Annotated in this window: 17 protein-coding genes and 2 pseudogenes; 10 read left to right on the forward strand and 9 right to left on the reverse strand. The window is 71.9% G+C overall.

The window, feature by feature from the left end; all coding sequences use genetic code 11:
- Positions 1-167 precede the first annotated feature (167 nt).
- Positions 168-3026, forward strand: a complete 2859-nt coding sequence (locus ACIF80_RS31450; RefSeq protein ID WP_399810786.1) for an ABC transporter substrate-binding protein — start codon at positions 168-170, stop codon at positions 3024-3026.
- Between the two features lie 28 nt (positions 3027-3054).
- Positions 3055-3675, forward strand: coding sequence for an HD domain-containing protein (locus ACIF80_RS31455; RefSeq protein WP_399810788.1), 621 nt, complete (start codon positions 3055-3057; stop codon positions 3673-3675).
- 6 nt (positions 3676-3681) lie between these two features.
- On the opposite strand, the pseudogene ACIF80_RS31460 reads toward ACIF80_RS31455, so the two are convergent.
- Positions 3682-3795, reverse strand: a pseudogene (locus ACIF80_RS31460) (deoxyxylulose-5-phosphate synthase); the annotation flags it as partial.
- Between the two features lie 262 nt (positions 3796-4057).
- Here ACIF80_RS31460 and ACIF80_RS31465 point away from each other — a divergent pair.
- Positions 4058-5131, forward strand: a complete 1074-nt coding sequence (locus ACIF80_RS31465; RefSeq protein WP_399810790.1) for a hypothetical protein — start codon at positions 4058-4060, stop codon at positions 5129-5131.
- 517 nt (positions 5132-5648) lie between these two features.
- On the opposite strand, the gene ACIF80_RS31470 is transcribed toward ACIF80_RS31465, so the two are convergent.
- Together ACIF80_RS31470 and ACIF80_RS31475 are read right to left on the reverse strand one after the other, a co-directional pair.
- Positions 5649-6452, reverse strand: coding sequence for a MerR family transcriptional regulator (locus ACIF80_RS31470; RefSeq protein WP_399810792.1), 804 nt, complete (start codon positions 6450-6452; stop codon positions 5649-5651).
- Entirely contained in the window at positions 6445-6981 is a 537-nt protein-coding gene (locus tag ACIF80_RS31475; RefSeq protein WP_399810794.1) for a VOC family protein, read from the reverse strand. Before ACIF80_RS31475 ends, ACIF80_RS31470 begins: the two co-directional genes overlap by 8 nt.
- A 47-nt stretch (positions 6982-7028) precedes the next feature.
- Here ACIF80_RS31475 and ACIF80_RS31480 point away from each other — a divergent pair, with 47 nt between their 5' ends.
- The gene (locus ACIF80_RS31480) at positions 7029-7310 is read left to right on the forward strand and encodes a transposase (protein ID WP_399810796.1); all 282 of its coding nucleotides are present in this window, start codon (positions 7029-7031) and stop codon (positions 7308-7310) included.
- Here ACIF80_RS31480 and ACIF80_RS31485 read toward each other — a convergent pair.
- A complete protein-coding gene (locus tag ACIF80_RS31485) occupies positions 7290-8414 on the reverse strand; it encodes a BtrH N-terminal domain-containing protein (RefSeq protein WP_399810797.1) in 1125 nt (374 codons plus the stop codon). The genes ACIF80_RS31480 and ACIF80_RS31485 overlap by 21 nt on opposite strands.
- 452 nt (positions 8415-8866) lie before the next feature.
- On the opposite strand from ACIF80_RS31485, the gene ACIF80_RS31490 reads away from it, so the two are divergent.
- Positions 8867-9193: a DNA glycosylase AlkZ-like family protein gene (locus ACIF80_RS31490; protein ID WP_399810799.1), complete on the forward strand. Its 327-nt coding sequence runs from the start codon at positions 8867-8869 to the stop codon at positions 9191-9193.
- A gap of 4 nt (positions 9194-9197) precedes the next feature.
- Here the strand turns inward: ACIF80_RS31490 and ACIF80_RS31495 are convergent, their stop codons facing one another.
- Entirely contained in the window at positions 9198-10205 is a 1008-nt protein-coding gene (locus ACIF80_RS31495; protein ID WP_399810801.1) for a homoserine dehydrogenase, read from the reverse strand.
- A 130-nt stretch (positions 10206-10335) separates the two neighbouring features.
- Positions 10336-10839 (reverse strand): annotated as a pseudogene (locus ACIF80_RS31500) (carboxylesterase/lipase family protein); the annotation flags it as partial.
- Between the two features lie 215 nt (positions 10840-11054).
- Here ACIF80_RS31500 and ACIF80_RS31505 point away from each other — a divergent pair.
- From ACIF80_RS31505 to ACIF80_RS31520, 4 genes are all read left to right on the forward strand, one after another.
- Positions 11055-12107 (forward strand): LacI family DNA-binding transcriptional regulator, encoded by a 1053-nt coding sequence (locus ACIF80_RS31505; RefSeq protein ID WP_399810803.1) that lies wholly within the window; start codon positions 11055-11057, stop codon positions 12105-12107.
- Positions 12108-12171: 64 nt separating this feature from the next.
- Positions 12172-12567 carry a VOC family protein gene (locus ACIF80_RS31510; protein WP_399810805.1) on the forward strand — a complete coding sequence of 132 codons (396 nt, stop codon included), beginning with the start codon at positions 12172-12174 and terminating at the stop codon, positions 12565-12567.
- 184 nt (positions 12568-12751) lie between these two features.
- Positions 12752-13321, forward strand: coding sequence for a PadR family transcriptional regulator (locus ACIF80_RS31515; RefSeq protein ID WP_399810807.1), 570 nt, complete (start codon positions 12752-12754; stop codon positions 13319-13321).
- A gap of 130 nt (positions 13322-13451) precedes the next feature.
- Complete coding sequence (locus ACIF80_RS31520; RefSeq protein ID WP_399810857.1) at positions 13452-14255, forward strand: SGNH/GDSL hydrolase family protein; 804 nt, start codon at positions 13452-13454, stop codon at positions 14253-14255.
- Between the two features lie 80 nt (positions 14256-14335).
- Here ACIF80_RS31520 and ACIF80_RS31525 read toward each other — a convergent pair whose 3' ends face one another.
- The gene (locus tag ACIF80_RS31525) at positions 14336-15031 is read right to left on the reverse strand and encodes a helix-turn-helix domain-containing protein (protein ID WP_399810809.1); all 696 of its coding nucleotides are present in this window, start codon (positions 15029-15031) and stop codon (positions 14336-14338) included.
- A gap of 10 nt (positions 15032-15041) precedes the next feature.
- Positions 15042-15977: an AraC family transcriptional regulator gene (locus ACIF80_RS31530; RefSeq protein ID WP_399810812.1), complete on the reverse strand. Its 936-nt coding sequence runs from the start codon at positions 15975-15977 to the stop codon at positions 15042-15044.
- A gap of 82 nt (positions 15978-16059) precedes the next feature.
- Between ACIF80_RS31530 and ACIF80_RS31535 the strand changes: the two genes are divergently transcribed.
- On the forward strand, positions 16060-16959 hold the full coding sequence (locus tag ACIF80_RS31535) for an NmrA family NAD(P)-binding protein (protein WP_399810814.1): 900 nt from the start codon (positions 16060-16062) through the stop codon (positions 16957-16959).
- A 61-nt stretch (positions 16960-17020) separates the two neighbouring features.
- On the opposite strand, the gene ACIF80_RS31540 is transcribed toward ACIF80_RS31535, so the two are convergent.
- The gene (locus ACIF80_RS31540; protein ID WP_399810816.1) at positions 17021-18223 is read right to left on the reverse strand and encodes a YihY/virulence factor BrkB family protein; all 1203 of its coding nucleotides are present in this window, start codon (positions 18221-18223) and stop codon (positions 17021-17023) included.
- Between the last annotated feature and the right edge of the window lie 16 nt (positions 18224-18239).

Genomic DNA, 18239 nt, shown 5'->3' on the forward strand with positions numbered 1-18239 from the left:
GGCGTCACCGCCGCCGACGGATCGCCTTCCCCTCGGGAGCGGTTGACCGGGGCAAGCGTTATCCTCACCGAACGCTTGTGACACATGTGTCTGACGACCACCGGGGGGTGTCCGTGCACGGCCGTGATCAGAGTTTCCCTCAGGACTGTTCGGGCGGCCACCCGGGTATGTCGACCGAGGCGGGGATCGACGTCCAACGCCAACTGGAGTCCCTGATCCAGGACTTCCGGGCGAGCGATCCTCCGATGCCGGTGATCGTGCTACATGCCGAGGACCCCGCCGACGACGACCGGGTCACCGAACTCGTCGACGAGCTGCGCAAAGGGCAGCAGCAGCACGGCACGCGCCTGGCCGTCGCCTCGACCGAGCCGCAGCCGGGGAACAGCAGTCCCACAGCGCGGGCCGCACAGCTTGTGCGCGATCTCGGCGACTCCAGGAAGTGGGGCGACCGGTCCGCCGCCTACCGGCCCTACTCCTTCCCCCGCCTCAGCCTCGTCCGTGCCCTCCAGGAGGCCACCGACGATCCGGAGATGCGCGAGCACTGGCCGACCGCACCCGCCGGCACTCCGGAGGGGAACACCCAGCGGGAGCGGGCCCGGACGGAGCTGCTGCGCATCCTGGCCCGGCAGCACTGGCGCCCCCGCAGACCCCCGCGCCGGCAGATACTGCTCACCGACGTGCAGCAGTTCCTCCCCATGGGCGCCCTGGGCGCCTTCACCGCGCTGCTCACCCGCCCCGAGTGGTACATCGCCGTCCTGGCGGGCATCGGACTGATGGTCCTGCTCGCCGTCCTGAACCACGTCCCCGGTCGCGCCCCTCTCTTCCTGTGGCTGCGCAGGGAGAGCCGGTGGTTCCTGACCACGACGTTCCTCCAGTCCGCCGCCCGCCACCGGTCGACCAGTGTGCGGCTGCTGCGGCCCGTCCACTCCTGGAAGGCCATCGCGGCCCGCGCCTACGACGTGGCCGAGGCCATGCGGGAGGGCGGCCCGTTCCCCCTCCAGCTGTATGTCCTGGCGCTCCTCGAGGACCTGCGGAACAACCACCGGCGCGGCACCTGGGATCTGCGGGGGTTCAAGCGGACGCGGCCGCCGGTGCTGTTCCTGCGCCGGACGGGGCGGGAGAACGGCGGCATCGAACTGATCAAGGCGGTCAGCGACGTCCGCAGCCGGCGCAGTGAACTCGACCCGCTGCTGATCGTGGCGGGCGCGGCGGCGAACGACGCGCCGCTGCTCGACCGCGGCGCGGACGGAAGTCCGCAGGCCTCCCCGTCACCGTCCCGGTACCAGCCCTCGCGGCTCCAGCAGCGGCTGCGGACCTGGTACGACGAATGGGCCGGCAACCTCCGGGCCGACCAGTCGCCGAGCAGGACGAACGCCCTGCCCTGGGTGCTCAGGATTCCGCTGCCCCGCGAGGAGTTGGTGCAGCTGCGGGAGACGGACTGGCGCTGTGTCAGGGCCAGGCACCGGCCGCCCCTGGTCCGCGTGGTGTGGTCGGCGTACAGCCTCGCCCTCGCCCTCGTCCTCGCCTGCACCGCGGGCGGTGTCCACTCCTACGAACTGCACCGGACGTACTGCTCGGCGGGCCTGCTGACCGCCAACCGCGACACCGAACGGCATTCCGCGCCCGGCAACGGCACGGAGTGCGTCGGGATAGCCACCGGGGACGTCCGGTTCGGCGCGTACCTCCGGGACACGGACGACGAGGAGGCCGACAAGCAGGGCGAAAGACTGCGCGAACTGGAGAACCGGATCCACGACGAGAACGCCAGGGTGCTGCGCAACCACCCCGGCACCTACGTGACGGTGGTGTACGCGGGACCGCTGAGCTCCTCCAAGCTGAACCCCTCACCGGTCAAGGGCGTCGAGGAGCTGACCGGCGTGCACCTCGCCCAGCGCGTCGTCAACGAGAACCACACGGTGAAGATGCGGGTGCTGCTCGCCAACGGCGGCGCGGACATGGGGCACCAGAGTGAAGCAGCCGAGGAGATCGCCGAGTACGCCGAGCGCGACCCGACCTTCGTCGGCGTCGTCGGCTTCGGCCGTGACCTGCAGAGCAGCCCCGATGTCACGGACCGGCTCCACAAGGCGGAAGTGCCCATCGTCTCCGGCACCAACTCGGCGAGCTACCTGCCGAAGGAGTTCTCCAACTGGTTCAGTCTCGCGGCTCCCGACGAGCACCAGACAGAGGCGCTCGGTCACGTCGCCCGGCAGCTGCGCACCCCCGGCAGGGCCACGTACGCCCTGGTGCTGGCCCGCGACCTCAAGGGCTCGCAGGACCGTTACACCAGCGAGCAGGCCGCCTACGGCGGAGAGATGCTGAAGCGGGAAAGATTCCGGATGCTGCCCACACAGGAGTACCGGGTGGTGAACGGCGACCCCGAGCTGCGGCTGCACGCGGAGCGCATGTGCCAGGGGGAGAACGTCCCCTCGGTGATCTACTTCGCCGGACGGGTCGAGGACGTCGGCCCGCTGATGACCCAGCTGAGCACCCAGCCGGGCTGCGCGAACAAGGAGATCTCGATCCTCACGGGTGACGACCTGAGCAAGGCCAGGTTCTCCGGTACCGGCGGCAGCGACGGCGTGGCCCCGCAGATCACGCTGTACCACGCGGCCCTGGCCGAACTGGAGGATGCCGCGCCCTCCACCGCCTTCTACGAGGACGCCGCCCGCTACCTCACCTGGATCGAGCAGGACCGGCTCCCGTACACCACCCCCGACTTCGCCAGCGGTCAGACGGCTCTCTCCCACGACGCCGCGCGTGCGCTGTACTGGGCGGCCAGCCGCGAGGACGCGCCCCAGAGCCGCGCGGCGACCTGGGTCAACCTCCGGAGCGTCAAGCTCGACAGGATGGCCACCGGGACGATCGACTTCACCAACGCGCCCCTGTACGGCGAACGGCACGGCCACAGCATCCTCATCAAGCGGGTCCGCAGAACCCCGTCCGGTGTCTCGGAGGCGGAGGTCCTGTGCAGCAGGACGGCCGGCGACATCAAGCCGCTCGACGTGAAGGAGTGCCCGATCAAGTGAACGGACCAGTCATGCCCAGGATTCCGGGATGAGGATTCCAGGCCCCGAAGAGATCCGTGCGCTGCACGAGAAGTACGCGCCCACCGCCGAGGCGTTCACACTCGTCCACACCCACTGCGAGATCGTCTGGAGCATCGCCGGGCAGCTCCTTTCCGCGCCGCGCCTCGCCCACCTCGACGCCGACCTGGTCCGCGCCGGCTGTCTCCTCCACGACATCGGCGTCTACCGCCTCTACGGGGACGACGGCCGGCTGGATCACAAGAGCTACGTCCGGCACGGACTGCTCGGCCAGGAGATCCTCGAAGGGGAGGGCTTCCCCGAGGCCCTGTGCCGGTTCTGCTCCCACCACACCGGGGTCGGAATCACCCGGCACGACATCGTGCGCCAGGGCCTCCCCCTGCCTCCCGCCGACTACACGGCGGTGACGGAGGAGGAGCGGCTGGTGATGTACGCGGACAAGTTCCACAGCAAGTCCAGACCGGCGGCGTTCCTCTCCCCCGACGAGTACGCCTCCCACGTCCGCCGCTTCGGCGAGGAGAAGGTGACCGCCTTCCAGGCCCTGCGCACCGAGTTCGGCGACCCCGACCTCACCCGTCCGGTGCCGGGCTGGAGCGTGGACGAGGACGGAAGCGTGGACGTCCGCCCGTGACCGCCCTCGCCCGCGCACGGTGCGGGAGCTGCCCGGGCGTCCACCGCAACAGTCCTTGTGGAAGCGGACACCCGCGTGCGGCAGGGCGGACAGCACCCTCCAGGCCACGGTGTCCCGGCGCGGCGAAGGCCGGCCCCGTACGGGCACCGGGCGTCGGCCGCTCGCCGCGGAGGGGGTCCGGCGAGAGAGCGTCCGTCGTGCTCCCTTCGCAGTTCAGCCGTCGGGAACACGTTTGCGAGGCACGTCGTCGGCGGGTGATACTCCGTCTCCCCCCACGTGCCTCTGTCGTATCTCTCCCGGTGAAGGACTCTGCTCGATGGGTGTGTTCGGGTGTGCGCAAGGCGCCGTGATGGCCGTGATCGTGCAGGGTGGTGCGTGACCCGTGGAGATCGCTCGCATCGTCGTCGTCGGGCTCGTCGTCGCAGTCGCGGTCGTCTACCACCGCCGCCTCACGAAGGGTGCCCCTTCCTCCATCGGCTCGTCCCGGAGAGCCGGACGGATGGGTTTCCTTCCCCAGTCCAGGCAGAACACCCTGCAGGCAGCCCCCGATCCCGAGTTGGAGCACGCGAAGTCGGCAGCGTCTCGCGGACGTTGGGAGCCGGCGGCGCAGTTGCTGGCCCGGACCGGGGAGCAGCGCGACTGGGCACGCCGCTCGTACTGCGCCGAGGCGTTCGGCTCGCACCGGGCCGCGCTCCCGGACAGCTGGCTGCACGCGTGGCAGGCGGCGGTCGGCCCGGACGACCCGGACGTGGCGCTGGTACGGGCAAGAGCGACGGTGTCACTGGCCTGGCATCTGCGGGGTGGCGGCTGGGCGAAGGACACCAGCCGGGAGCAGTTCGCGGACTTTCACGGCACGCTGGCCCGGGCACCGCAGGAGAACGCACGCGCGGCGGAGCTGAACCCGGACGACCCCTCGCCGTATGTCGCCGAGATCTGGGCCGCGTCGGGCCTGGGTTACTCGCACGAGGACATGCGGCGCATCTGGAAGGAGGCCACCGCCAGGGATCCGCACCACTTCGGCACGCACTGCGCGGCACTCCAGTACTGGTGCGCGAAGTGGCGTGGCTCGGAGAAGCTGGCCGTGTCCTTCGCCCGTGAGGCCGCGGCCAAGGCGCCGCTCGGCAGCCTGCTCACCGCGTTGCCGCTGATCGCGTGGTACGAGCACCACGACGACGGCGCGGAAGCGGCCGACTTCCGCGCGCCGCATCTGCTCGCCCTGACCGATGCGGCGCTGGCAGACGTGGCCGCGGCCCCGTCGGACCGTCCGGGCACGGCGGCCGTACGCCACCTGCTGGCCTACTTCCTGACCCGGCAGGGCCGCCACGACGCGGCGTTGGAGCAGTTCCGGCTGGTCGACGGCTACGTGGACGCCCTTCCGTGGAGGTACTGGGACGATCCGGCCGCCGTGTACTGCCTCTGGCGGGACCGGGCGATCAGCGGAGCGAGCCGGCACTGAGAGCCGGCGCGGACACGACCCTTCGGGAAGTGGGCCCGGCGCCCTGTCCGGCATCCCGTCGGGTCCGGGCCGGCGTCCGCCTGCTCCGACGGCACGCCCCCACGCGAGTGGACGACTGCCGAGCGCCCTGTGCCGGGCAGCCGCTGGAGGACGCCTTCGCGCTCGCCGCCGGTCACGTCACGGGGTGGCAGGAGTCCGGGGCTCGGCTGATCGGTGGATGCCGCCGGGAGGACCGGAAACGATCTCGCCGGTCGCCGCGACGCTGCGGACGGGGGAGCGAAATCGCACCGGACGACCTTCCCGGGGTCCCGCTCCCCCCTCCCTCCCCACTTGTCCGCCGGCTCCCCACCGACAGCAACCCGCGTCCGCTCTCCCCGGCTCCGGCACCTCTTCACCCTCCGGCGAAGTACGGCATCCGCACGTCACGGCAGCCGCGGTCGCACGGTGATGCAAAAGAACCTCCGGGTTCGTGAAGGCGTCGGACGCCCCCACGGGTGCGGGCTTCCGGGCCCGCGCTCTACTGCCAGGTCGCGGTGTCGGGGTCGATGCCGTGGGCGCGCGCGCCGGCTTCGACGATTCGACGGAACCACGTGGCGAGGCCGGCGCGGATGCCGTCGTAGTGGGCAGCAAATGCCGGATCGGCCTCATACATGCGGCCGAGACAGACCTGCATCTGCCTGGTGAGGGGGAAGTACGAAGCAAAAACTTCGCGGTGCCGCTCGACGAGTCGATTCGCTTCTGGGCTACCAGGTGTGACGCCGGCGTCCATCGCGTCCCCGAGTGCGCGGTCGAGGCCGGCGACGGCGTCGGCGACGGCCTGCCATTCCTCCGGATCGCGAGAGGCCGAGCGTTCGGCGTACTGCCGCCATTGCGTGGTGTCTCCGTAGCGCTGACGGGCTTGGGCGGGCCAGTCCGGGTTCCACTGGGGGCCGAAGATCGCGGCCTGCTGCTCGATGGTCAGCAGCAGGCCGCGCTCGTGGGCGTCGATCATCCGATCCAGTCCGGCGCTGAGCTGCTGGAGGCGGTCGATCCGTTCAGCAACCTGGGTGCGCTGCGCGCGCAATGCGCCGGGCACGTCTGCGGCCGAGTCGTCCAAGAGGGCCTGAATCCTGTCCAGGCCGAGACCGACCTCACGGTAGACGACGATGCGGTGCAGGCGTTCCAGATCACCAGCGGTGTAGAGCCGGTATCCGGCAGCCGTGCGCAGCGACGGTCGCGCCAGACCGATCTCGTCCCAGTGGTGCAGCGCGCGGACGGTCACGCCCAGACGCGTCGAGACCTGACCGACGGTCAGGCCATCGGCGTCAGTGGCATCAGGCATGCTCCTCATTGTCGTCGCGAGCGACGTCCGGTGGGGTGATCCCGATGGCTTCAAGGTTCCGCGCCTCCTGACTGGCCGGATCGAAGGGCTTCGCCGCAGTGAAGACGATCCGTGCGTTCTCGGGGGTGGTCACCGCCACATCGCGGGTGTTCCAGGGAGTGTCCCGTGGACCGTCGACCGAGTTCGGGCGCACCGCACGACAGGCCTCGACCAGGGGATCGACCTGGCTGAGCACGCACGCGAAACTGAGGCTCATCGCCGGTGTCTGTTCCGGTACGCTCGCCGCCGGGACGAGGAGTACGTCCTGGAACGCCCACCGGCGCAGATGCACGAGCCTGCCGGGGATGCCGAACAGCTCGAAGAACCCGAGCCCACGAATCCAGAAGTCCACCGACGCCGCCAGATCGCTCGTGGGGATCGTCGCGAACGCGGGCATTCCGTAGATGCCGCGGAACGGCTCCGGCGGAACCGCGTCCGGACCGGGATCGGGCACGGGACTTACCTCGAACGCGTTGTAGTAGTCGCTCATGCACCCCACCCTCCAGCCTCACGCAACGTGAGGGTCAAGCCGTGTCCGTGCATCTCGCCCTGCCCCAACGATGCGACCAGCGGTGTGGCCGGTGGAGAGATCACCGACAGGTGACCAACGCGATCCTTCACCGGGTGCGGACCGGCGTGCAATGGCGCGACCCGCCTGAACGGTTCGGCCCGGGGACGACCGTCTGCGAGCGTCACCGGCTGTGGTCGGGCGACGGAACCTGGGAACGCCTCCTCCGGCAGGTCCAGGCCGCGGCTGACGCGGCAGGCGAAATCGACTGGGACATCCCGGTGGACTCCTCACCCGGACGCATCCAGTGATCGGTTCCCCGAGGCTCGGCCCACCGGCAGACCATCCTGCTGGTCTCGTTGCTCACGCTCGTCCTGGACACGCTCGCCCCCTGACCGGCGACATGATCGGCCGGACAAGTCCTGGAGCAGGCTGAGTGCCTGCATCGCATCGTGTTCGATGCGGGAGAGTTCGTGGAGGAGGGAGCCGGCCTGCGTGAGGTTCTTCGCGTCGCCGGATTCGCCTGCTGCCGCGACGAGTGCGGCCACCTGAGTCCAGAGGGCGGCGGCCTCGGTATACAGGCTGTGGCCGGTGCGCAGATGGCTGCTGTCGATCAGCTGGGCACACTCGGCGAGGAAGTCCCGGTGGAGATTGCGGAACAGGGCGCCGCCGGTGCCGGCCCTCTCCATGAGGGCGGCGGCCCGTGGCAGGTCCTCCTGCGGATTGTCGCTGCGCTGCAGCCACTTCGGCACTTGCCTGGCGGCCCTCTCGATGCCCCGGTGGCCCAGGTTCGCGATGGGCGGGTTCAGGAAGGCGTCCGCGCAGGTCTTGATCGCGGGGATGATCCGGTCCTGCGGTGGCGTCGGGCTGCGGGGCGCTGTGATGGTGAAGGAACGGTGCTTGGCGGTCATGGGGCCGCGCGCGGCCCTGGCCCTGGCCAGGCCGGCAAGGCCGGTGGAGACGGCTCCGCCCTGCGGGTCGGTGTCCACCAGGTAGGCGTCCTGTTCGTCGTAGCCGTACATGGCCACGACGTGCCCGCCGAAGTGCACTCGGGTGCTGAAGTAGTCCAGGTGGTAGCTGTCGAGCTGCAGGCCGACCGGCCGGCCTGCGTCGATGGGTGCCGCCACGTTCTGCCATGCCTTGCGCGGGGAGGTGGTCTCCTCGACCAGCAGCTCGAACCCGAGGGCGGCGGCCAGGTTCCTGGTGAGTTCGAACGGCTTGACCCGGCCTCCCAGGAAGGGAAAGCCCATGGCTTTGCTGTCCCAGTAGATGAAGGACAGCCCGGAGCCGAGCCCGAACAGCATGGGCTCGGACAAGTCGAGTCCCTCATGCCGCAGCAGCACGCCCAGCGCCGTCGTCTCGCAGTGCTGCATACCGCGCACATCGATGTCTTCCACCACGGTCGTGCCGCTCATTTTCCTCCCTCACCGGACAAGGCATGATCCACCGGACACGACCTGGGAACGGCCGCCGCCGGCCGTCCTCGACCCTCGGTCCGGACCGAAGACGCCGTAGCCCGCCCTCCACGATCTCCACGGCGAAGAAGGGTGCGGCGGCTCCGGCCCGCCGTGGACCTCGTCCGCCGCGACCCGGCCCACACGGTGCCCGGCATCGTGGAACCGGCCGATCATGCGGGCGGCCGGGTCCGGCTCGGTCGCGAGCCTCGCTCCAGGAGAGCAGGTGCCCCTCGGAAGCGGCAAGGAGGCCACTTGAACGCTCAGATGAGAAGCATAGGGACAGTGAGGGCCGAAGTGCTCACGCTTCTGGGCAGGTGTGTCACTTCTGGGGCACGGGCACTCTTGGTGACCGGAAAAGGTGACCGCCGGGTTCGGGCTGCTCGGTCTTTCGGCGGATCTCGGACGGGCCGATGTGGGACGGCACGATGCTGGCCCACGCCGTCCCCGGCCGGGTCCTGCCCCAGGAATACCGGCCGTCGGTCGTACGGCGCAACGGCGACATGCTGCCCTGCCTGCTCGTCGACGGGCAGGTCGCCGGAGTGTGGCGCGCGGCTGACGGCGGGCTGGAACTGACCGCCTTCCGCACGCTCACCAAAGCCGAGTGGCACGGTCTGACCGAGGAGGCGGAGAAGTTGTCCGTGCTGCTCGCCGACCGTGATCCCGCCGTCTACCGCCGCTACGGACACTGGTGGGACAAGGGGCTCCCCGGGGTCGAGAGCAGGATCGTCAAGGGCTGACCGCTCAGAGGAACCCGGTGCGGGGAGCCGTGACCTCGATGGTGTCCTTCACCAGGGCGAGCGCGGCACCCAGGGGACTCGAGCGTCCCCCGCTCACGATCACGTCGCCGGCATCGGGGCAGCCGAACACCACGGCCTTCTCCGGCCCGACGAGCGCGTGCAGGGGGTCGCCGGGCTCCGTCTCCTCCAGTCGGACGCGGACGAGGCGGGGCTCGTCCACGGACACGCTTGCCACGGCACGCAGACGGCGCCCTCGGGAGACCGCGTCCAGCGCCGCCCGGGAAGTTCCCTCGTCCACCGGTTCCGTCTGCACCTGTACGGACGCCGGGTCCCATCCCCAGGCCAGCGCTGCGAGCAGCCGCACCTTCGTGGCGGCGTCCGCGCCGGACAGGTCGGACGACGGGTCCGCCTCCGCGGTGCCCCGGCGCTGAGCCTCCCGGATCGCCTCCCCCAGCGAGTCGCCCTCGGCGAGGCGATCGAGGACGAAGGTGGCGGTGCCGTTCGGGCAGGCCCGAATCGTCGTGCAGCCCACCCCGCGCAACGAGGTCCTGGCCAGGTCCCCCGCCGGCAGAACGGCTCCCGTGGCCCCGGAGATCCTGATCATGCTGCCGGACGCACGGGCCGCTTCATCGAGGTCCCGCCAGTGGCTGAGCAGGTGGCTCTTGGTGGCCGTGACCACATGGACCCCTCTGCGCAGGGCGAGGACCGCCTCTTCCGCGGCGTGCCGGCGGAGCCGGGGTGAGGACGGGATCGCCTGGACGAACACACGGGCAGCGGTCCGGTCGAGCGTCTCCTCCAGCGAAACCAGCGGACTCCACGCCGAGCGGGGCGGCACGGGTTCGCCCTCGCGGAGCCGGCACTGTGCGGAACTCGCCCGGACGGCACCGACGTTCACCCGTACGCCGTGCCGACGGGCAAGCTCGTCCCCCTGCCGCGCCAGATGCTCGACGAAGGCCTGGCCGACCGGACCGTATCCGGAGAGCACCACATCGGCCCGGCTCACTTCACGCATGGTTCCCTGCTCCTCCTCGACATCCCGTGCGGGGGACCAAGCTTCGCACTCCGCGGGCCGCGGCAGGCCGGAGCGAGGACGTCACTGCCACCAGAGGCGGATGGCCTCGACCCGCTGGAGCCCTGTCCCCTCAGCGGTGCCGGAGCGCGGCGTTGCGGCGCAACCGGCTGATGACCGAGCGGAGTTCCGGGGGAGTGGCGGGCGGGGGGTCCTGGGCGGTGTCAGCGGTGTTCGTGGTCCACAGGGCGAGTTCGCGGTCCCGGGGGCCGTGCGCGGTGTGCGGTGCGCCGTTGCCGAATATCCGCACCGGGTGTCTCGCGTCCCAGCGTTCCCGTCCCGGCTCCCCGTCGCAGACGAACCGCACCCGTGCGCCGTGCATCGCGTCGGACAGGGCCTGGGGCGCGCCCTCGCCCGCCAGTTTGCGCGCGTCGGGCTCGTCGCCGCTGTCGAAGACGAAGCCGAGTTCCACGGCGTGGCAGGCGCCCGTGCCGGGGCGGTGGGAGGGCCAGGCGAACTCGTGGACGTAGGACGGGGCTTCGCGGCCGTCGGCGAGCCGGTGGAGCGGGACGCGCAGGAGGCGGTCGGTGACGAGCCGGCCGATGATCTCGGAGGTGCCGGCGTCCGGGCGCAGGGCGGCGAGCTGGTCGCGCAGGCCCAGGTTGGCGGGGGCGTCCGGGAAGAGGCCGTAGCCCTCGACGCCGAGCCGTGGTCGAGCGACACGAACACCACGCCGTTCATCGGTATTCCTGCGCACGTGTGAGAGTTCTTCCCGCCGGGGTGCCCCAGACCTACAGTAGGAAGCGCTTTCTATACGGTGGCCCTCGGCTGGGCCGGAGAGGTGAGGTCCCGATGGTCCGTACGGGAAGTGCGGGACGGACGAGCGTGGCGGCCGGGCCGACGCTGGCGGTCGTGGCCCGCGAGGCGGGGGTGTCGGTGCCGACCGCGTCCAAGGTGGTCAACGGGCGCGAGGACGTGGCCCCGGACACCCGCCGCCGCGTCACGGAAGCCCTGGACCGGCTCGGCTATGTACGGCGGCCCCGGTTCGACGGGGCGAGAGCGCCTCGCAGGGTGGACCTGGTGGTGGACTCGCTGGAGAGTTCGGGGTCCGGCGCGGTCCTCCACGGCGCGGAGGAGGCGGCGCACGACGCCGGTCTGGAGATCGTGGTGTCGGCGGCGCTGACCCGCAGCCGGTCCGGGCGTCCGGAGCGGGGCTGGCTGGACAAGCTGATGACCCGCGGGTCGTCGGGGGTCCTGTTCAATCTGGCCGAGCTGAGCGCGTCCCAGTACGCCTGGCTGGAGCAGCACCGCATTCCGTTCGTGATGATCGACCCGGTGCTCGAACCCCCGCCGGGCGTCGTGTCGGTGGGCGCGGCGAACTGGCAGGGCGGGGTGACGGCGACCGAGCACCTGCTGTCCCTCGGCCATGAACGGATCGCCGTCGTCGCGGGCCACCGGCACACCCCGTCCAGCGGTGCGCGGGTCGCGGGCTACCGCTCGGCCCTCGCCTCGGCGGGCGTCCGGCAGCGCGCCGAGTACGTCCGTCACGCCGGTTCCGACGAGGCCGCAGCCCGACGCCGCATGCGCGAACTCCTCGACCTGCCCGAACCTCCCACGGCCGTCTTCGTCTGCTCCGACCGGATGGCGCTCGGGGTGTACGAGGCCCTGGCCGAGCGGGGCCTGCGGGTGCCGGACGACATGAGCGTGACCGGCTTCGACGACCTCCCCGAGGCCCGCTGGCTCGCCCCGCCGCTGACGACGGTCCGCCAGCCCCTGTCCGAGATGGCGGCGACGGCCCTGCTCCTCCTGCTCCGCATCATGGACGGCCACCACTCGGAGAGCACCCGCACCGAGCTGTCCACCCGCCTGGTCGAACGCGCGAGCACGGCACCGCCGCGCGGTTGACCCGCACGCGGCCGTGTCCGATTCCTTCAAGACCGAGGAGACGGGGCGCGCCTACGGTGGCCCCATGAGTGCACGATTTGATGCCATCGGATTGGTCGTCTCCGACATGGGCGCCTCGGTCGCCTTCTATCGGCGGCTCGGGTTCGCGTTTCCCGAGGGGGCCGAGGAGCAGGGACACACCGAGGCCGAACTGCCGGGCGGACTGAGGTTGTTGATGGACACCGAGGAGGTCGTCCGGTCGTTCCACGCCGAGTGGGAGCCGCCCTCGGGAGGAGGGCGGACCTCGTTCGCCCTGCGGTGCGACAGTCCCGCCGAAGTGGACGCCCTGTACGAGGAGTTGGTGGCGAGCGGCTGCCGGAGCGAGCTCAAGCCGTGGGATGCGGTGTGGGGGCAGCGGTACGCCACCGTCCTCGACCCGGACGGCAACGGGGTCGATCTGTTCGCGCCGCTGGCCGGATGAGCCCGGCAGGGGCGCCGGCCGCAGCCACGGCGCCCGGCTCGCGCCCGGGCGATCCATCCCCACGCCTACTCAATCATGTGACTAGTCAGTTTCTTGAGTAGGATCCGGGGGAAGAACCCGGCGGAGTGCGGGCCCGGCCAGGGCCCGGACCGGTGTCCGGGACGCGAAGGGGAGGGCTGCCGCGATGGCCTTGCGACATGCCGTACTGGCAGCACTCCTCCACGGCGAGTACAGCGGGTACCAGCTGGCGAAGGCCTTCGACATCGGCGTGGCGAACTTCTGGCACGCCCTCCCCCAGCAGCTCTACGCCGAGTTGGCCAAGCTGGAGAAGGAAGGCCTGGTCACGGGCCGTCAGGTGGTCCAGGAGTCCCGGCCCAACAAACGCCTGTTCCAGGTGACCGAGGCCGGCTTCGCCGAGCTGGAGACGTTCGCCGCCGCCGTGTCGAAACCGTCGTTCATCCGCGACGACCTGCTCGTCAAGATTCACGCCGCCGACCGCATCGACACCTCCCCGCTGGTCGAACAGCTCGAGGAGCGGGCGTCCGCCGCCGAGGGCAGGGCCGGGCTCCTCGCCTCCCTGCTGGACACGATGCGCGGCGCGCTGGACGAGGAGGAGTACCTGCGCACGGGCGAGCGGATCGGACCGTATCTGACCTGTCTGCGCGGCCTGTCCTTCGAGCGCGAGCACCGGGAATGGTGCCTGCGCACGGCGGCGGTCCTGCGCGAGAGGAGGCAGGCCCGTGCCGAACGCTGAATACGCCGAGCCGGCGGAGCAGGCCGGGCAAGCCGCACCGGCCGGGGGGACCGTGCCGCACGAAACCGCTGACACCATCGAGCCCGCCGCGATCACCGCGGTCACCGCGGTCACCGAGAACTCCAGGAACGTGCCCGCCACCGGCACCGCCCGCCGTGCCCGTTACACCCGCTACGTCGCCCTGGGCGACAGCCAGACCGAAGGCGTCGGTGACGGCGACGACATCACGGGCCTCCGCGGCTGGGCCGACCGCCTCGCCGAACACGTCGCGGCCGCCCACCCCGGCCTGGAATACGCCAATCTGGCCGTACGGGGGCGGGTCGCCGGCCAGGTCCGCGCGGAGCAGCTCGGCCCGGCCCTGTCCCTGCGCCCGGACCTCGCGACCGTCGTCGCCGGGGTGAACGACCTGCTGCGGCCCCGGTTCGACGCCGCGGAGGTGGCGGGGCATCTGGAGGCGATGTTCGCCGCGCTCACGGAGGCCGGGGCCCACGTGGTGACCCTGACCTTCCCCGACATCGGGCGGATCGCGCCCGTGGCCCGGCCCCTGCGGTCCCGGCTGTTCGACATCAACGACCGGATCCGCGCGGCGGCCGCCCGCCACGGGGTCACGGTCGCCGAGATCGAGCCGCACGACGTCTCCACCGACCCGCGGCTGTGGAGCACCGACCGGCTGCACGCGAGCCCGCTCGGCCACGTGCGGATCGCCGAAGCCGCCGCCCAGGCGATCGGCCTGCCCGGCACCGACGGCTCCTGGACCCGCCCGCTGCCGCTCCTGCCGGTCCCCACCCGTCTGCGGGCCACGGCCGCCGAACTGCGCTGGGCCGCCACGTTCCTCGGCCCCTGGGTCGGCCGCCGCATCCGCGGCCGGTCCTCCGGAGACCACCGCATCGCGAAGCGCCCCGAACTCCAGCTGGTACACATGCCTGTCGCGTAGAAGCGCCCCTGCTCCTACGGGACAGGCGAGCGGAAACTCCGGAGGGGGTCCGCCTCCGTGGTGTGCCCGGACCCACTCGCTCAGCTGCGAGCGGCCAGTAGCTCGCCCAGGGGCAGGCCCGTCAAGTCCCGTACCTCGCGGGACAGATGGGCCTGGTCCGCGTAGCCGGTGCGGGTGGCCGTCTCCGCGTACGGGGTGCCCCTGCGGGCCAGGGCGAGGGCCCGGTGGAGGCGGAGGATGCGGGCCAGGGTCTTGGGGCCGTAGCCGAACGCGGTGAGTGAGCGGCGGTGCAGCTGGCGTGCGCTCAGGCCGAGTCCGTCGGCGGTCCCGGCGACCGGGCGGCCCGCGGCCAGGGCGGCCACGACCTGTCGGAGCACCGGGTCGGGCGGAGTGGCCGTCTCGGCCGCCCGTCGCAGGGCCAGGTCCTCCAGGCCGCGTGCCGGGTCGGCCGCCGCGTTCACCCGGGCGGTCGCCCGGCGTACCTCCGCCGCCGGCCAGAGGTCCGCCAGGTCCGGCCGCCGGTCGCGCAGTTCGTGTGCGGGGACGCCCAGGAGGGCGGGGGCGGTGCCGGGGTGGAAGCGGATGCCCGCCCAGGGACTCGACGTGCCGCCCTCGGTGAAGTGGGCGTGGGTGTCGGGGCCCGCGACCAGCAGGCGTCCGTCGTGCCAGAGCAGGTCCATGCAGCCGTCGGGGACCACCCGGCCCGCTCCGGTACCGGTCGGGGTGTTGGTCCACACGACCGCGTCCTGCAGTCGTGACGCCCGTTCGCTGTACACGTCGTCCAGGCTACGCGGCCCGGGCCCGCCACTCCTGCGGGCTGACGCCGTACGCCCGTTTGAAGGCCGTCGACAGCGCGAAGGCGCTGCCGTAGCCGACGTGGCGGGCGATCGCGCCGAGGGTGTCGTCCGTGTCGCGGAGACGGTCCGCGGCGAGGGCGAGGCGCCAGCCGGTGAGGTGCGTCATCGGGGGCTCGCCGACCAGTTCCGTGAAGCGGCGGGCCAGCGCGGCGCGCGAGACGCCGGCCTTCGCGGCGAGCGCGGCGACCGTCCAGGGGTGGGCCGGGTCGCCCTGGAGGAGGCGCAGCACCGGGCCGACGACGGGGTCGCCCAGCGCCCCGTACCAGGCGGGCGGTGCCGTCTCGGGGCGGGCGAACCAGGCCCGCAGCGCGGCGATGACCAGCAGGTCGAGCAGCCGGTCGAGGACGACCTCCTGGCCGGGTTCGTCCCGCACGATCTCCGCCGCGAGGACCGGGGTGAGCGGGCAGTCCCAGTCGTCGGCGGTGAGGAAGAGCAGGGACGGCAGCGCGGCGAGCAGGCGGCCGCCGATCTCGCCCCGCACCTGGTAGGTGCCGATGAGCATGACCGTGGCACCGTCAGTGCTGTCGCCCCAGGTGCGGACGCCGAGGTCCATGACACCGTTCAGGGGGCGTCCGTCGGGGTAGTGGCACTCCCCGCCCGGCAGGATCAGCGCCTGCGGCGGGGTGTCGGGGTCGTCGGCGCAGGTGTACGGGTCGGGACCGCGCGCGATGGCGAGGCCGCCGGGGCGCAGCAGCCGCCGGTCGCCGCCGTCCGGCACCAGCCAGGCCTCGCCGCGGACGAGGAGCATCACGGTCAGCGGGGCGCGGTCCTCGATCCGGACCGACCAGGGCGGGTCGAAACAGGCCCTGATCATGAACGCGCCACGGGCGCGGGGCCCTTCCAGCAGGCCGGTGAGAGCGTCCATGGGCTTCAGCGTAGACGCGGGCTCATGGGAACGAGCCGTTCGACGATGGTCCGGGCGGAGCCGGGGCAGTTGACTCGATCGCATGACACAGCGAACGGCAGACACGAAGGACATCACGAGCACGGAGGGCACGGTGGACGCGAAGGACACGGCGGACGCGGAGAAAACGACCGTCGTCGTCACCGGCGCCCGTGGGCGTACCGGGAGCCGGGTGGCCCGGGCGGCCGAGGCGGCCGGGCTCGCGGTGCGGGCGGCGTCCCGGGCCACCGGGTTCGACTGGGAGGACCGTACGACTTGGGCGGACACCCTGCGCGGTGCCGACGCGGCCTACCTCGTGCACCCCTCGGACGTGGGTGCCCCGGGGACCGCCGAGGCGGTCGGCGCGCTCGCCGGCGAGGCGCTCGGGCTGGGCGTACGGCGGCTGGTGCTGCTGTCCGCGCGGGGCGAGGACCAGGCGCTGCCCACGGAGGAGGCGCTGCGGGCGTCGGGCGCGCGGTGGACCGTCGTACGGGCGGCGTGGTTCGCGCAGAACTTCAGCGAGGGGCCGCTGGCGGAGGAGCTGCGCCGGACCGGGGAGCTGGTGTTCCCGGCCGGTGGGGTGCCGGAGCCGTTCGTGGACGCGCGGGACGTCGCGGAGGTCGTGGTCGCCGCGCTGGCCGACGGGGAGCGGTACGCCGGGCGGAGCCTGACCGTGACGGGGCCGCGGCTGCTGACGTTCGGGGAGGCGGTCGCGGAGATCGCGCGGGCGACGGGGCGTGAACTGACGTACCGCGCGGTGCCGGCCCAGGACTACGGCGAGGCGCTGACCGGGTTCGGGGTGCCGCCCGAGGAGGCCGGGTTCCTCACCGAGGTGTTCGGCACCCTCCTCGACGGCCGCAACGCGCAGGTGGAGGACGGGGTGCGGCAGGTGCTGGGCCGGGAGCCGCGGGACTTCGCGGACTTCGTGCGGGAGGAGGCGGGCGCGGGGACCTGGAAGCCGTGAGCGGACCGGGACGAGGGGCCGGGCGACTCCCCCGGTTCCCTCGGCCCGCCCCTGCCCCGCTCTACTTGTCCTCGTCCGGCGGGGACGGCGGAAACGCCGGTGGAGCCGGTGGAGCCGGTGGGGCCGGTGGGGCCGTCCCGTTCCGCGGGGGATGGTGGTGGCTGTTCTTCGCGTGGGTGCGCAGGCGGGCCGTGACGTCCTCCGGGGGCAGGAAGCGGGACCAGCGTTCGGGGAACTCGGCGGGCATGTCGGGGTCGGTCTCGTCGTCGTCCACCGCGGCGGTGCGGGCGACGTACTCGGCGACCTGCGCCTGCCGGATCCGTTCGTTCGCCTCGCGGGCGGCGGCGGTCGCGGCGGCCGGCCAGACCCGGTCGATCGCGGCGTTGACCGCGGCTCCGACGAGCACGGCGAAGGCGGACACGCCGATCCACAGCAGTACGGCGACGGGGGCGGCCAGGGAGCCGTAGATGGTGGGGCCCTCGATGACGCTGGTCAGGTAGATCCGCAGCAGGAAGCTGCCGAACACCCACATGGCGAGGGCGACCAGCGCGCCGGGCACGTCCTCGACCCACGGGGATCGCACGGGCACGGAGACGTGGTAGAGCGTGGTCAGGAAGGCGACCGACAGCAGGATGACCACGGGCCAGTAGAGGATCTGTACGAGCGTCGTCGACCAGGGGACGACACTGACCACGGCGTCGGGGCCGGCCACCATGAGGGGCAGCGCGACCGAGCCGACCAGCAGGGCCACGATGAACAGCAGGAAGGCCAGCAGCCGGGTCTTGACGATGCCGCGCATACCGTCGAGGCCGTACATGACGGTGATGGTGTCGATGAAGACGTCCACCGCGCGGGAGCCCGACCACACGGCGAAGAAGAAGCCGAGGGAGATGACGTCGGACCGGCCGCCCTTCATCACGTCGTTCAGGATCGGCTCGGCGATCTGGCTCACGCCCTGGTCGGACAGCACCGTGCGGGAGGCCTCGATGATGTTGGTGCGCAGGCTCTGGGTGGTCTCGGCGCCGATCCAGATGTCGACGTAACCGAGCAGGCCGATCACGCTGAGCAGCAGCGGGGGCACCGACAGCAGGGTGAAGAAGGCCGCCTCCGCGGCCAGGCCCAGGATCCGGTACTCCATGCAGGAGTTGACGGTGTCCTTGAGCAGCAGCCAGGCGGTCCTGCGTTTGGAGACATTGCGGTACAGGGCTCGGGCCCGGTGAAGTCGACCGGATGGTGCGTCGGGGGATTCGCTTGCTGGCTGCACGAACCAAAGGTATCCG

It is taken from the genome of Streptomyces sp. NPDC085927 (genome assembly GCF_044540975.1).
GTDB lineage: Bacteria > Actinomycetota > Actinomycetes > Streptomycetales > Streptomycetaceae > Streptomyces > Streptomyces hirsutus.